The 14,749-nt window shown below is 69.8% G+C and carries 13 protein-coding genes and 1 pseudogene; 4 read left to right on the forward strand and 10 right to left on the reverse strand.

The window, feature by feature from the left end; all coding sequences use genetic code 11:
- On the forward strand, positions 1-998 hold a 998-nt coding region (locus GPY60_RS24655), incomplete at its 5' end, for a Brp/Blh family beta-carotene 15,15'-dioxygenase (protein ID WP_156690321.1).
- Here the strand turns inward: GPY60_RS24655 and GPY60_RS24660 are convergent.
- The 6 genes from GPY60_RS24660 to GPY60_RS24685 all read right to left on the reverse strand — a co-directional run bounded on the left by GPY60_RS24660 (position 976) and on the right by GPY60_RS24685 (position 7,159).
- A complete protein-coding gene (locus GPY60_RS24660) occupies positions 976-1,983 on the reverse strand; it encodes a VWA domain-containing protein (RefSeq protein WP_156690322.1) in 1,008 nt (335 codons plus the stop codon). The genes GPY60_RS24655 and GPY60_RS24660 overlap by 23 nt on opposite strands.
- The gene (locus GPY60_RS24665) at positions 1,980-2,891 is read right to left on the reverse strand and encodes a DUF58 domain-containing protein (RefSeq protein ID WP_370462819.1); all 912 of its coding nucleotides are present in this window, start codon (positions 2,889-2,891) and stop codon (positions 1,980-1,982) included. The genes GPY60_RS24660 and GPY60_RS24665 overlap by 4 nt, the downstream gene beginning before the upstream one ends.
- A 38-nt stretch (positions 2,892-2,929) precedes the next feature.
- Positions 2,930-4,060 carry a chaperone MoxR1 gene (gene moxR1, locus GPY60_RS24670; RefSeq protein WP_156690324.1) on the reverse strand — a complete coding sequence of 377 codons (1,131 nt, stop codon included), beginning with the start codon at positions 4,058-4,060 and terminating at the stop codon, positions 2,930-2,932.
- 110 nt (positions 4,061-4,170) lie between these two features.
- A complete protein-coding gene (ripB, locus tag GPY60_RS24675; protein ID WP_156690333.1) occupies positions 4,171-4,908 on the reverse strand; it encodes an NlpC/P60 family peptidoglycan endopeptidase RipB in 738 nt (245 codons plus the stop codon).
- Between the two features lie 25 nt (positions 4,909-4,933).
- Positions 4,934-6,379 carry an NlpC/P60 family peptidoglycan endopeptidase RipA gene (gene ripA / locus GPY60_RS24680; RefSeq protein WP_156690325.1) on the reverse strand — a complete coding sequence of 482 codons (1,446 nt, stop codon included), beginning with the start codon at positions 6,377-6,379 and terminating at the stop codon, positions 4,934-4,936.
- Positions 6,380-6,619: 240 nt separating this feature from the next.
- Positions 6,620-7,159, reverse strand: a complete 540-nt coding sequence (locus GPY60_RS24685) for an Rv1476 family membrane protein (RefSeq protein WP_156690334.1) — start codon at positions 7,157-7,159, stop codon at positions 6,620-6,622.
- Positions 7,160-7,405: 246 nt separating this feature from the next.
- Here GPY60_RS24685 and GPY60_RS24690 point away from each other — a divergent pair, with 246 nt between their 5' ends.
- Positions 7,406-10,222 (forward strand): aconitate hydratase, encoded by a 2,817-nt coding sequence (locus tag GPY60_RS24690; RefSeq protein ID WP_156690326.1) that lies wholly within the window; start codon positions 7,406-7,408, stop codon positions 10,220-10,222.
- An 11-nt stretch (positions 10,223-10,233) separates the two neighbouring features.
- Positions 10,234-10,854: a TetR/AcrR family transcriptional regulator gene (locus GPY60_RS24695; protein ID WP_156690327.1), complete on the forward strand. Its 621-nt coding sequence runs from the start codon at positions 10,234-10,236 to the stop codon at positions 10,852-10,854.
- Positions 10,855-10,856: 2 nt separating this feature from the next.
- Here the strand turns inward: GPY60_RS24695 and GPY60_RS24700 are convergent, their stop codons facing one another.
- The 4 genes and pseudogenes from GPY60_RS24700 to trxA form a co-directional block, all read right to left on the reverse strand.
- Positions 10,857-11,054, reverse strand: a complete 198-nt coding sequence (locus GPY60_RS24700) for a helix-turn-helix domain-containing protein (RefSeq protein WP_156690328.1) — start codon at positions 11,052-11,054, stop codon at positions 10,857-10,859.
- 117 nt (positions 11,055-11,171) lie between these two features.
- Complete coding sequence (locus GPY60_RS24705) at positions 11,172-12,800, reverse strand: ABC-F family ATP-binding cassette domain-containing protein (protein ID WP_156690329.1); 1,629 nt, start codon at positions 12,798-12,800, stop codon at positions 11,172-11,174.
- A gap of 18 nt (positions 12,801-12,818) precedes the next feature.
- A pseudogene (locus GPY60_RS24710) lies at positions 12,819-13,646 on the reverse strand (enoyl-CoA hydratase); the annotation flags it as partial.
- Positions 13,647-13,655: 9 nt separating this feature from the next.
- The gene (trxA, locus tag GPY60_RS24715) at positions 13,656-14,027 is read right to left on the reverse strand and encodes a thioredoxin (protein WP_156690331.1); all 372 of its coding nucleotides are present in this window, start codon (positions 14,025-14,027) and stop codon (positions 13,656-13,658) included.
- Between the two features lie 146 nt (positions 14,028-14,173).
- Between trxA and GPY60_RS24720 the strand changes: the two genes are divergently transcribed.
- A partial coding sequence (locus tag GPY60_RS24720; RefSeq protein ID WP_156690332.1) for a PE family protein occupies positions 14,174-14,749 on the forward strand: 576 nt, incomplete at its 3' end.

Here is a 14,749-nt window from a genome sequence, read left to right on the forward strand (position 1 = left end):
CACGGCGCGACCGCACTTCCCCGGACCCGACCCCGGGGAAGTTCGGTCCGTCGCCGCTGACGACGCCGGCCACCTGGTCGCGGTGGTTGCTGCTGGGCACGGCGCTCGCGGCGGGCGGGCCGGCAGTCCCCGCACCGGTGGCCCTTGCCGTCGCCGGCCTGGGCTTCGTCGGCGGGGTGCCTCACGGCGCGGTCGACCACGTCATCGCCGCACGACTGGCCGACCGGCCCATCGGGCTGGTGGCCGCGGTGTACGCGGGCGTGGCGGCCGCGGCGTGGGCGCTGCTGCAGTGGGCCGATCCGCTCGCGCTGATCCTGGCGGTGGCCCTCAGCGCCTTACACTTTGGCCTCGGCGAGCTCGACGTGGTGCACCGGGTCGCGGGCTGGCGACCGCCAGCCAGGCTGGCGCTGCCGATCGTCGTCGCCGGCTCCGGGGCGCTGCTGCTGCCGCTGGCACGCTGTGGCGATCAGCTGCGGGCGGTGGCGACGACGATCTCCCCGGCGCTGGCGTCGCTGATCGGCCGGGTGCCGGTGCAGACGGGCCTCGTCGTGGTGTGGCTGCTCGCGGCTCTGGTCGCGGTGGCCGGTTCGGTGCGGTCGGGTCATAACGCTGTCGCGGTGGACATCGCGACCGTGGGCGCCGTCGGCATGCTGGCGCCGCCCCTGGTCGCCTTCGCCGTCTGGTTCGGCGGCTGGCACGCCCTGCGCCATGGTGCGCGAATCCTGACGGTGGAGCCCGGCTGCGCCGCGCTGCTGACGGCGGGCCGAACCCGGACGGCGGTCCTGCGGCTGGTGCGGCTGGCCGCGGTACCCACCCTCGCCGCGTGGGCCACGTTGGCCGGCCTCACGTGGTGCACGGTGACGGCGCCGGATCCGACCGTGGTGGTGGCCGAGGTCCTGCGGCTGCTGCTCGCCCTGACGGTGCCGCACGCGTTGGTCGTGCTGTGGCTCGATCGGGTCGCGGCGCGGCGGCCGATTACGCCGGCAGGCGGCGGTTGATCAGCAGCGCCGCGAGGGCCGCCACCGCCAGCACCAAGGCACCCAACCGCACCCAGCCGACGCTGGCGTCGCCCTTGATGGTCTCGTAGCCGATCTGTTCCTGCAGCGTCGCGTAGACGGCCTTCAACTCGGCCAGGCTCGCGGCGTTGTACCAGCTCCCGCCGGACAGCTCGGCCACCTTCTTCATCGTGGAGTCGTCGACGGGCACTGGCTGGCGCTGGTCGTTGATCTCGACGAAGCCGTACGGGGTGCCGAAGGAGATCGTCGAGATCGGCACGCCCTGATCCTTGGCGGTGCGCGCCGCCGTGAAGGCGCCCTTGGGGTTGTCCGGGTTGGTCGGCATCGTCTCCTTGCCGTCGGAGAACAGCACGATGCGCGCCGGCGGCGGCTTGTCGCCGCCGCCGATGACCGCCCCGACCGTCGCGATGGCCTGCAGCGCGGTGAAGATGCCCTCGCCGGTGGCGGTGCGGTCGGCGAACTGCAGCTTGTCCAGCCCGATCTTTGTCGCCTCCCGGTTGGTGGTCGGCTGCACCAACACCGTCGCGGTGCCCGCGTACTCGATCAGCCCGAGGTTGATGCCCGGCGTCAGCTCGTCGGCGAACTGCTTGGCGGCCTCCTGCGCGGCGGCCATCCGGTTGGGCTGGACGTCGGTGGCGCGCATACTCTGCGACACGTCGATCACCAGCATCACGACCGCGCGGTTGCGCGGGATCCGGACGTCGTTGGTGGGCCCGGCCATCGCGATCGTGAACAGCACCAGCGACAGCACCAGCAGGATGGCCGGCACGTGCCGCCACCGCGAAGGGCGTTGCGGCGCAACGCTTTCCAGCAGCTCCATGTTGGCGAACCGCAGCATCCGGCGCTGGCGCGCCAGCTGCATCACGACATACAGCGCGGCCAGCCCGGCGACGGCCAGGAAGAACAGGAAGAACCAGGCGTGCGCGAAGCCGGACAGAGACATCGCGCCGAAGAACGGCAGACTCACTGCCGCCCCGCCATCGCTCCCCGACGGCGCGACTCCACGAAGCGGACGATGTCGGCGATCCAGTCGCGGTCGGTGCGCAACGTCATCACCGGGGCGCCGCAGCTGCGGACCGTGCGGGCCACCTCGGCGCGGTGCGCGGCCGCGGCCTTGGCGAAGTCGTCACGCAGCTGCGCGTCGATGGTGAACTCGCGGGTCACCCCGGACTCGGCGTCCTGCAGCACCACGTCGCCCACGTCGGGCAGCTCGACGTCGCGGGGATCGAGCACCTCGATCGCCAGCACCTCGTGCCGGGCGGCGACCGCCCGCAGCGGCCGCATCCAGTTGATCGGGCCGAGGAAGTCGCTGATGATCACGGCCATCCCGCGCCGGCGTTCAGGCCGGCGCAGCGCGTCGATGGCCATGGCCAGGTCCCCCCGCACCCCGACGGGTGCCCGGGGCGTCGTGGCGATGGTCCGCAGCAGCGTCTGCTCGTGCTGGCGCCCGGACCGCGCGGGCACCCGGGTGATCGTCTGGCCGTTGGCGATGATGGCGCCGAACCGGTTGCCGCCTCCGCTGTTGAGGTAGGTGATGGCCGCCGCCGCCGCGACAGCCAGGTCGCGCTTCTCGCAGCCGACGGTGCCGAAGTCCAGGCTGGCCGACATGTCGACGACCATCCACGTCTCCAACTCGCGGTCGGCGATCATCTGCCGCACGTGCGGGTGCGTGGTGCGCGCGGTGACGGCCCAGTCCATGCGCCGGACGTCGTCGCCGGGCTGGTACTCCCGCGACTCCCCCGGCTCGGATCCCGGGCCGGGGATCAGTCCGAGATGGTCACCGTGCAGGACGCCGTCCAGCTTGCGCTTGACGCTGAGCTCGAGGTTGCGCAGCGCCGCCGCCAGCTTCGGGTCGACGATCTGCCCGCGCTGCATCGACGGCGGGTGGCGGACCGCCGGCGGCTCGGGATTGGTCACCGACCGCTGGCCGCCCCCGCGGCCTGCATCACCGGCGGCACCGACTGGCCTTGCTGCGGAACGGCATTCACCTGAGGCAGCGCGACCGTCTGCAGCACCCGGTTGATGACGATCTCCGGCGAGATCTCGTCGGCGAGCGCGTCGTAGGTGAGCACCAGCCGGTGGCGCAGGACGTCGGGGATGACGTCGACGACGTCCTGCGGGATGACGTAGTCGCGGCCGCGAACCAGCGCCAGCGAGCGGGACGCCGCGATGATGCCCAGCGAGGCCCGCGGGGACGCACCGAACGAGATCCAGGTCTTGACGTCGTTCATGCCCAACTGCTCGGGGTGGCGGGTGGCGGTCACGACGCGGACCACGTAGTCGACCAGCGCGTGGTGGACGAAGTTGTTGGCCGCGATGTCCTGCAGCCGCAGCAGGTCGCCGGTCTGCATGATCTGCTTGGGCTCCGGCGGGCGAACGCCCATCCGGTAGATGATCTCCCGCTCCTCCTCCGGCGTCGGGTAGCCGACGTTGATCTTGAACAGGAAGCGGTCGCGCTGCGCCTCGGGCAGCGGATACACGCCCTCGTGCTCGATCGGGTTCTGCGTCGCCATCACCAGGAACGGGTTGGGCAGCGAGAAGGTCCGGCCGCCGATCGAGACGTGCCGCTCCTGCATGACCTCCAGCAGCGCCGACTGCACCTTCGCCGGGGCGCGGTTGATCTCGTCGGCGAGCAGGAAGTTGACCACCACGGGACCGAGCTCGGTGTCGAACTCCTCCTTGCCCTGCCGGTAGATGCGGGTACCGATGATGTCGGTGGGCACCAGGTCCGGGGTGAACTGGATGCGCGCGAACGTGCCGCCGACGACCTTCGCGAACGTCTCCACGGCCAGCGTCTTGGCGACGCCGGGAACGCCCTCGAGCAGCACGTGGCCCTTGGACAGCAGGCCGACGAGCATCCGCTCCACGAGCTGGTCCTGGCCGACGATGATCCGCTTGACCTCGAAGATGGCCCGCTCCAGCGTGTGGACCTCGGCGGCCAGCCCGTCACCGCCGCCGGAAGGCGCCTCGTGGGCCGGGCCGGGAGGACCACCCGGGCCCGAGTAACCGCTGGCGCCCGGGGGCGGCCCACCTGCTGTTGTCATCAAGAACCCTCCACAGCTCAATCGGACACGACTGCCGGGCAGCGACGTGCCCGCGTCCAACTATTCCAGGCGCGCGTAATTCCGTCGACGCGCGGATAGCCGGCCGGTCGTCAGTACTCGATGATCCTAGTCAGGAACGGCGTCATGCCGGGCTTGCGCACCGGGCTGACGGTGACGTGACCGGCGAGGCTGGAGGCCTCGAGCATCTGGCCGTTGCCGAGGTACATGGTGACGTGCTGGCCGCCGTTCGGGCCGTAGAAGATGAGGTCGCCGCGCCGGGCCTGGTCCTGCGGGATGTGACGGCCGGCGTTGTACTGGTCGCCGGAAAACCGCGGGATCAGCACGCCCACGCCGGCGAAGCCGTAGCGCATCAGGCCCGAGCAGTCGAACCCGGTGATGTTGGCGCCGTCGCCGACGCCCTTGCTCGGACCGTCCAGGGAACCACCGCCCCAGGAGTAGGGCACGCCCATCTGCGACCCCATGCGCTTGATCACGTACTCGACGGCCTGCCGGCCGTAGACCCGCGGGATCTTGCCGCCCGGGTTGGTGGGGGTGGCCGCCGCGGGTGCCGGATCCCCGAGGATGTTGATTCCAAGGCCGCCCAGGAATTGCCTGCCCAGGTCCATCGTCGTCTGGGTGGCCTGCGCGGTGGCCTGCAGCGAGGCGTTGGCGACGGCGAGGGGATCACCCGGGGCGCCGGCGCTGATGGTCGCCGGCAGGGTGGGATCCCACGGTCCGGGGTCGGCCGTGGCGGGGGCCGCCCCGGAAATGGCAGAAGACAACGTCAGCCCGGTCACCAAGGCGGTGATCCAGGCAAGGTTGATCAGGCGAAATCGCTTGCGGCCCATGGCTCCTCGTTCACTGCTCATTTACTCACCACTCGATGTACCGGACCACGTAGGGAGTCATGCCGCTGGTGCGCACCGGTGCGACGCGGACCTTCAGGCCGATGTCGGGCGCCTCGAGCATCTGCCCGTCACCGAGGTAGATGGTGACGTGCTGGCTGCCGCCCGGCCCGTAGAAGATGACGTCGCCGCGGCGCATCTGCGAGGACGGGATCTTGCGGCCCAGGTTGTACTGCGAACCGGAGTAGTGCGGCAGCTTGATGCCGACCCCGGCGAACGAGTAGAGGACGAGCCCCGAACAGTCGAAGCCCGTGATGCCGGCGCCGGAGTCGATGCCCTTGCTCGGCCCGGCCGCGTTGCCGCCGCCCCAGGAGTAGGGCACGCCGATCTGCGACATGCCGCGCCGGATCACGTACTCGGTGGCCTGCCGCCCGTACACCCGCGGGATGCGCGCGGCCGTACCGCCGGGCGCCGCGTTGGTGATGCCGGTGTCGTTGGGCTTGAGGATGCCCAGCTGCTGCAGGAATCCGCGACCCATGTTGGCGGTGACCTGCGTGGAGGTCGCCGAGATGCCGAGGACCTGGTTGATGACGGCGATCGGGTCGCCCGGGACGTTGGCGCTCGGGACCGCGGGCAGCGTGGGGTCCCAGATGCCGTCCCAGCGGCGCGCGCCGGCCTGCGGCGCGGGGCCGCCGCTCCCGTTCTCCCACCGGTCGCCCGACGCCGGGGCGCCGGCGCCGCCCTGTCCCGCCGACCATTCGGCGGCGGCCTCGCGCTTGGCCGCCTCGAGCCTGGCCTGCGCCTCGTCGCGCTGGGCGGCGAGGCGGGCGATCTGTTCGCGCTGGTCGTCGAACTTGCGCTTGGAGTTGGTGAGCGCGGCGACCGCCGCGTCCTGACTGGCCTCGGCGTCCGCGGCGGCCTTGTCGGCCTTCTGCTTGGCCAGCCGGGCCGCCGATTCCCTGTTCACCTGCTCGGTGCGGGCGCGCTGCAGCTTGTCCAGCACCGCCTGCGAGCTGGCGGTCAGGTTCCGCGATGCCGCTTCGGTGGCGATGACGTCCTCGGGGCTGCGCGCGAGCAGATAGCCGCGCGACGGGCCGTTCATGTAGGTCGCCGCCGCGAAGGTGTCGAACCGCTGCTGCGCCGCCGCGATCGCGGTGTTGGAGTCCTTGACCGCCTGCTGGCTGGCGTCCAGGTCGTGCTGGGCGGCGGCGACGTTGTCGCGCGCGCTCTCGACGTCGACCAGGGCCTTGTTGACGCTCTCCTGCTCGGTCTGGATTTCGGCGCTCAGGTCCTCGAGCCGCTGGTTGGCCTTGGCCACGTCGGCGATCAGCGCGGCCATCGCGTCGGCGTTGGAATCGCCGCGCGCGAGCCCCGGCGTGCAGACCAGAATCGCCAGGCTGAGAACCGACGGCAGCACCGGCCGGACCAGCCTCGCGGCCGGTCGCGCGGACGAGCCCCAGCGTGCGCGTCTCATTCGACTCAGGTCTCCCAACGGCGTAACGCGGACGGCGGCGCCGGCCACAGCTTTCTCTGAGGCGCCAAAGACAACACCAGCATCATTTGCACCGTACGTCACAGAAGAAGGCGTGCAAGGCCTCTAAACAAACTGCGCTCTGGACGTGCGTTTACTGTGACCGAATGGTGACCTGCGATGTTTGCCGCAGTGGCGTGCCCGCGCCGGCCCAATCGGACCGGCCCAACCCGCTCGGCGTGATCAGGCCGTGTTGGTGGGCGTCGCCATCTCCGAGGCCGCGTCGTCGCCCGGCGTTGCTGACCGCCGTGCGCGCACCTGCAGCAACCGGGCGCCCACGGCGGCCGCCAGCACGGCGATCAAGAGGAAGATGGTCAGGCCCGTCCAGGGGAATTCCGGGGCTTCGAGCTCGTTGAGGAAGTGCTGCGCCGAGACCACGGGATTGCCCGTCTTGGCGTGATCCTCGCCGGCCTCCAGGGTGACGCGCGGGTACTGCGTGCTGTAGGTGCCGACGAAGCTCGGGCTGAGCGTCAGCACCGTGGCGTCGTGGTAGTCGGCGCCGACCACCGTGGAGATGTCCCGCAGCGGAGTGTCGCTGGGGGGATTGTGGTCGAGCACCACGATCTTGAGGTTGATGCCGTGCGCGTGCGCCTGGTTGACGATGTCGAGCAGCCCGGGCATCGCAGCCGGCGGGGCGCTGACGGCGTCGGCGGCCACCTGCGCCTTGATCGCGGCCACATCGACGTCCTGCGGAATGTAGGCGGGGAGGTCGTGCCCGGTCATCGTGTCCTCTCCTGCTCGGTCGGTCACGCTGGCGTGACGCTCGGCCACGGCGGTCACTCTAGCGCGACGCTCGGCGCGAATCCGGCAAGCGGCGGGGGTTTAAACCCTCGCGGGACCAGACAAGACTGGACGGTGCGAGTGACCCCGCCGGAATACAGGACAAGCGTACTGTTAGAGTTGGCGCGGGCATTCGAAGCGTCATCGACATGGCCCGTCGGCGGAAGAACTTAATGCAGGGAGTTGATTGTGACTAGCAAGGATTCTGTGAACTCATTCGGAGCACGCGACACCCTCGAGGTCGGCGACAAGAGCTATCAGATCTACCGTCTGGACGCCGTCCGGGGCACCGAGAAACTCCCCTACAGCCTCAAGGTGCTCGCGGAGAACCTGCTGCGCAACGAGGACGGCAGCAACATCACCAAGGACCACATCGAGGCCATCGCGAACTGGGATCCCAAGGCGGAGCCCAGCATCGAGATCCAGTACACGCCCGCCCGCGTCGTCATGCAGGACTTCACCGGGGTGCCGTGCATCGTCGACCTGGCGACGATGCGCGAGGCCATCGGCGACCTCGGCGGCAAGGCCGAGAAGGTGAACCCGCTCGCTCCCGCCGACCTGGTGATCGACCACTCGGTTATCGCCGACCTGTTCGGCCGAGCCGACGCGTTCGAGCGCAACGTCGAGATCGAGTACGAGCGCAACGGCGAGCGCTACCAATTCCTGCGCTGGGGCCAGGGCGCCTTCCGTGACTTCAAGGTCGTGCCGCCGGGCACCGGCATCGTGCATCAGGTCAACATCGAGTACCTCGCCCATGTCGTGATGACGCGCGACGGCGTCGCCTACCCGGACACCTGCGTGGGCACCGACTCGCACACCACGATGGTCAACGGCCTCGGTGTGCTCGGCTGGGGCGTCGGCGGCATCGAGGCCGAGGCCGCGATGCTCGGCCAGCCGGTCTCGATGCTGATCCCCCGCGTCGTCGGCTTCAAGCTGACCGGCGAGATCCAACCCGCCGTCACCGCCACCGACGTCGTGCTGACGGTCACCGAGATGCTGCGCAAGCACGGCGTGGTGGGCAAGTTCGTCGAGTTCTACGGCGACGGCGTCGCCGAGGTGCCGCTGGCCAACCGCGCCACCCTGGGCAACATGAGCCCCGAATTCGGTTCCACCGCAGCCATTTTCCCGATCGACGAAGAGACCATCTCCTATCTGCGGTTCACCGGCCGCAGCGAGGAGCAGCTGGCCCTCGTCGAGGCCTACGCCAAAGCGCAGGGCATGTGGCACGACCCGGAGCACGAGCCGGCGTTCTCCGAGTACCTCGAACTCGACCTCTCCAGCGTCGTGCCGTCCATCGCCGGGCCGAAGCGCCCCCAGGACCGGATCGCGCTGTCGGAGGCCAAGTCCACGTTCCGCGGGCAGATCGGTGACTACGTCGGCGACGACCCCGACAAGACGCAGTACTCCAAGCTCGACGAGGCGGTCGACGAGTCCTTCCCGGCCAGCGACCCCGGAGCGCTGGAGAACGGCCACGCCGACGACGCCCCGAAGTTCGAATCGGCTGCGGCACATGCCAAGGGCCGGGTGAGCAACCCGGTCCGGGTGCGCTCCGAGGACCGCGGCGAGTTCGAGCTCGACCACGGCGCCGTGGTGATCGCCGCGATCACCTCATGCACCAACACCTCCAACCCCGAGGTGATGCTGGGCGCGGCGCTGCTGGCCCGCAACGCCGTCGACAAGGGGCTGACCTCCAAGCCGTGGGTGAAGACCACCATGGCGCCGGGGTCGCAGGTGGTCAGCGACTACTACGAAAAGGCCGGGCTGTGGCCGTATCTGGAGAAGCTGGGCTTCTTCCTGGTGGGCTACGGCTGCACCACCTGCATCGGCAACTCCGGCCCGCTGCCCGACGAGATCTCGAAGGCCATCAACGACAACGACCTGTCGGTCGCGGCGGTGCTGTCCGGTAACCGCAACTTCGAGGGCCGGATCAATCCGGACGTGAAGATGAACTACCTGGCCTCCCCGCCGCTGGTGGTGGCCTACGCGCTGGCCGGGTCGATGGACTTCGACTTCGAGTCCCAGCCGCTGGGTCAGGACAAGGACGGCAACGACGTCTACCTGAAGGACATCTGGCCGTCGCAGAAGGACGTCTCGGACACCATCGCGTCGGCGATCAACCAAGAGATGTTCACCAAGAACTACGCCGACGTGTTCAAGGGCGACGAGCGGTGGCGCAACCTACCCACGCCGAGCGGCAACACCTTCGAGTGGGACCCCGACTCGACCTACGTACGCAAGCCCCCCTACTTCGAGGGCATGTCGGCGGAGCCGGAGCCGGTCGGCGACATCACCGGCGCGAGAGTGCTTGCGCTATTGGGTGATTCGGTGACCACCGACCACATCTCCCCCGCCGGCAGCATCAAGCCGGGCACACCCGCCGCCCAGTACCTCGACGAGCACGGCGTCGACCGCAAGGACTACAACTCGTTCGGGTCGCGGCGCGGCAACCACGAGGTGATGATCCGCGGGACGTTCGCCAACATCCGCCTGCGCAACCAACTGCTCGACGACGTGGCCGGCGGTTACACCCGCGACTTCACCCAGGACGGCGGTCCGCAGGCGTTCATCTACGACGCCGCGCAAAACTATGCGGCACAGAACATTCCGCTGGTGGTGCTCGGAGGCAAGGAGTACGGCTCGGGCTCGTCGCGCGACTGGGCGGCCAAGGGCACGCTGCTGCTGGGGGTGCGGGCGGTGATCGCCGAGTCGTTCGAGCGCATCCACCGCTCCAACCTGATCGGCATGGGCGTGATCCCGCTGCAGTTCCCCGAGGGCAAGTCCGCGACGGAGCTGGGGCTCGACGGCACCGAGGTCTTCGACATCACCGGGATCGAGGCCCTCAACGACGGCAAGACCCCGAAGACGGTGCACGTCAAGGCCACCAGGGACTCGGGCGACCCGATCGAGTTCGACGCGGTGGTGCGTATCGACACCCCGGGCGAGGCCGACTACTACCGCAACGGCGGCATCCTGCAGTACGTGCTGCGCAACATGCTCAAGTCGTAGCCGCCTGCACCGTGCCGAAAGTAAGCCAGGACCATCTGGCGGCCCGCCGTCGCCAGATCCTGGACGGCGCCCGCCGTTGCTTCGCCGAGTACGGCTACGACAAGGCGACGGTGCGGCGCCTGGAACAGGCGATCGGGATGTCGCGCGGGGCGATCTTCCACCACTTCCGCGACAAGGACGCCCTGTTCTTCGCGCTGGCGCACGAGGACGCCGAGCGCATGGCCGACGTCGCGTCGCGCGAGGGTCTCGTCCAGGTCATGCGCGACATGCTCGCCGCGCCCGACCAATTCGATTGGCTGGCCACCCGGTTGGAGATCGCGCGCAAGCTGCGCAACGACCCGGCGTTCAGCCGCGGCTGGGCCGAGCGTTCGGCGGAACTCGCGGCGGCGACCACAGACCGGCTGCGCCGCCAGCGGGAGGCGCAGCGGCTGCGCGACGACGTCCCGGGGGACGTTCTGCAGTGCTACCTGGAGCTGGTGCTCGACGGCCTGGTGGCCCGGCTGGCCTCCGGCGAGGACCCGGCGCGGCTGTCCGCGGTGCTGGACATGGTGGAGAACTCCATGCGGCGCAGCACGTCCGAGGAATCTGGGCGTAGCGCCACTGCGAACAAGGGGATGGGAATTTCGCAGTGACGCTACGCCCGGGCGGACCTCGACCGGTGGTTCGGCCCGCCACGACCTCGCAGCGTGGTGCCCGACTCGCGCAGCATGCTGTGCACCGACCCGTAGGATCTGCCGGTGGTGGCGGCCAGGTTGCGGATGCTGGCCCCGCCCTCGTAGGCGTTGCGCAATTCATGCAGCAACTCGTCACGAGTGTTCTTCGAAAGTTTCATTCTCCGGCCCGCTCCATGCTTGAACCCGCTCCACGCTTGAACGGGTGTCAGCACATAGGGTAGGAAGCGGCCGACGGTCGCGGGCGACTTTGACCAAACCGCCTGCGGTGAAGCGCTCTACGCGAGCTCGATCAGGTCCCGGTACTCGTCGGACCAGTAGTCCTCGGTGCCGTCGGGCAACAGCACGACGCGTTGCGGGTCGAGCGCCTCGGCCGCCCCGGGGTCGTGGGTCACCAGCACGACCGCGCCCTGATAGCTGCGCAGCGCGTCGAGGACCTGCTCACGCGACGCCGGGTCGAGGTTGTTGGTCGGCTCGTCGAGCAGCAGGACGTTCGCCGTGGACGCCACCAGACCGGCGAGCGCGAGGCGGGTCTTCTCCCCGCCCGACAGCGTCCCCGCGGGTTGGTCGAGTTGCGGACCGCTGAACATGAAAGCGCCGAGCAGCCCCCGCAGGTCCTGGTCGCCGGAGTCGGGCGCGGCGTGCCGGATGTTCTCCCACACCGTCGCGTCGTTGTCCAGGGTGTCGTGCTCCTGCGCGAAATACCCTGTGCGCAAACCGTGTCCGGGCTCGATGGCTCCGGTATCGGGGCGCTCCACGCCGGCCAGGATGCGCAGCAGCGTGGTCTTGCCGGCGCCGTTGAGGCCCAGCACCACCACCCGCGAGCCGCGGTCGATGGCCAGGTCGACGCCGGCGAACACCTCCAGCGATCCGTAGGCCTTGCTCAACCCGGAGGCCGTCAGCGGTGTGCGCCCGCAGGCGGCCGGGGTGGGGAACCTGATCCGGGCCACCTTGTCGGACACCCGTTCCTCGTCGAGCGCGGCCATCATCCGGTCGGCGCGACGCAACATGTTCTGCGCCGCAACGGCTTTGGTGGCCTTCGCGCCGAGCTTGGCGGCCTGCGTGCGCAACGCCGCAGCCTTGCGCTCGGCGTTCGAGCGCTCCCGGCGACGCCGCTGCTCGTCGGTGGCGCGCGCGTCGAGGTACTTCTGCCAATCCATGTTGTAGACGTCGACCTCGCCGCGCACCGCGTCGAGGAACCACACCCGGTTGACCACGTCGGCCAGCAGCTCCACGTTGTGGCTGATGATCACCAGGCCGCCGGAGTGGCCGCGCAGGAAGTCGCGCAGCCAGCCGATCGAGTCGGCGTCGAGGTGGTTGGTCGGCTCGTCGAGCAGCAGGGTGGTCGACGAGCCCGAGCCGGTGTCGGACGCGGCGAACAGGATCCGGGCGAGCTCGACCCGCCGGCGCTGCCCGCCGGACAGCGTGCGCAGCTTCTGGGTCAGCACCCGTTCGGGCAGACCGAGGCTGGCGCAGATGCGGCTGGCCTCGCTCTCGGCGCCGTAGCCGCCCAGCGCGACGAACCGCTCCTCCAGCTGCCCGTAGCGGCGGATCGCCCGGTCGCGCGCGTCGTCGTCGGCCACCTCGGCCATCAGCGCCTGCTGCTTCTCGAGGTCGGTGAGCAACACGTCGAGGTCGCGGGCCGAGAGCACCCGGTCGCGGGCCAGCACGTCGAGGTCACCCTCCCTGGGATCCTGCGGTAGGTAACCGACCTCGCCGCTGCGGGCGACGGACCCGGCGTACGGCTCACCCTCCCCGGCGAGGATGCGCAGGGTGGTGGTCTTGCCCGCGCCGTTGCGGCCGACCAGGCCGATGCGGTCGCCGGGCTGCACGCGGAGGTCCGGACCGTCCGGTGAGAGCAGGATGCGCGCGCCAGCGCGGACCTCGAGGTCCGTGGCCGTGATCACATCAGCTCCCCTGGCTTGTCATTTGTCGTCGGTGAACACCGCGGGTCGGCGCTCTGCGCGCGCGGCAACCGCTTCTTCGAAGTTGGCGGTGAGCAGGCGGACGAAAAGCTGTCCCAAGCCCTCGGCTTGCATGTGCCCCTCCAGGCTACCGGCGTCCAGCCCACTCCACAGTGTGCGCTTGGTCAACTCGGTTCCCGGCCGGGAGAACGCGGCGATCCGGGCGGCGATGGCGTAGCAGGTGTCGAGCAGTTGCCCCTCGGGCACCTGGTTCGACACCAGCCCGATGCGCTCGGCCTCCTCGGCGGTGACGTCGCGGCCGGTCAGCATGATCTCGAACGCGCGCGACGCCCCGATGGCCCTCGGCAGCAGGTAGGACAGCCCCAGCTCACTGGCCGTCAGCCCGTTGTTGATGCCCGCCGCGCGGAAGTAGGCGCTGGTCGAGGCCACCCGGATGTCGCAGGCCAGCGCCAGGCACAGCCCACCCCCGATCGCCGGGCCGTTCACCGCGGCGATCACGGGCTGGTGCAACCGCCGCAGGGCCAGGATGACCTCGTCGAGCACCTCCATCGAGCGCAGCGCATAGGTCGGGCGGGTGAGCCCCTCGACATGCGGCACGCTGCCCGCGGACTTGTGGTCGGCACCCGAGGAGAACCCCCGGCCGGCGCCCGTCAACACGACCACCCGCACGGAGTTGTCGTAGGTGACCTTGTCCAGGGCCTCCTTGAGCGGCAGCATGACGTCGAACGCCATCGAGTTCATCCGCTCGGGCCGATTCAGGGTTATCAGCGCGACCCCCGGCCGCGGGTGGTCTACCAGTACCAGGCTCACCCGTGCACGGTAGCGCGCACTGCGATGTCAGGCCGGTTCGGCTGGCCCGTCGGCCGACGCCTGCACGGCCGCGTCGATGTCGAAGTCCCTGATTTGCTGGACCAGGTCCTCGAGGGCCGCCGGCGGCAGCGCACCCGGCTGGTTGAACAGGAGATGGCCCTTCTTGAAGGCCATCAGCGTGGGAATGGACCGAATCTGCGCGGCAGCGGCGAGCTGTTGCTGCGCTTCCGTGTCGACCTTGGCGTGCACGATGTCGGGGTGCTTCTCCGACGACGCCTCGAACGTCGGCCCGAACTGTCGGCACGGCCCGCACCAGGACGCCCAGAAGTCGACGAGGACGATGTCGTTGCCCTCGATCGTTTCGTTGAACTTCTCGGCGGTCAGATCAAGTGTTGTCACGTGCTCGTCAACGCTTGAGGCCGACGCGGTGTTCCCCCCGCCGCGCCCACCGGGCAATATAGGCACGGAAACTGAAAATCGTCATTCACGGATCTTCCAGTCGGGATACGATTGTCAATCCGCGACGCATCACCGGGAGGTGGGCGATGTCTTTCATGTTCGTCGATACGGATGTGGTCTCCGGCGCAGCCGGTGATTTGGCGCGCATCGGTTCGGTGATGAACGAGGTCAGCTCGGCGGCGGCGGCGCAGACGACTGCCGTGGTGGCCCCGGCCGCCGACCAGGTGTCGGCCATCGTCGCGGCGCTTTTTGGTGCGCACGGCCAGGAATTCCAGGCGGTGAGCGCCGAGGTCGCGCAGTTTCACGACCAGTTCGTGCAGACCCTGCTCGGCGGGGCGCAGGCGTACTCGGCCACTGAGGCCGCCAACGCCGGGCCCCTCCAGCCCGTGCTCGATCTCATCAACGAGCCCACCCGGATCCTCGTCGGCCGCCCGCTGATCGGTGACGGCAACGCCGGTACCGCGCCCGGCCAGGCGGGCGAGGGCGGCGGGATCCTGTTCGGCAACGGCGGCGCCGGCGGGCCCGGCGCGCCCGGCGGGTCCGCGCTGTTCTTCGGCAGCGGCGGCCCGGGCGGCGACGGTCTGCCCGGTGGGACCGGCGGCGCCGGCGGCAACGGCGGGATCTTCTGGGGCACCGGCGGTACCGGCGGTGCCCCAGAAGAT

This window comes from Mycobacterium sp. Marseille-P9652 (assembly GCF_902652685.1).
In the GTDB taxonomy this organism is placed as follows: domain Bacteria; phylum Actinomycetota; class Actinomycetes; order Mycobacteriales; family Mycobacteriaceae; genus Mycobacterium.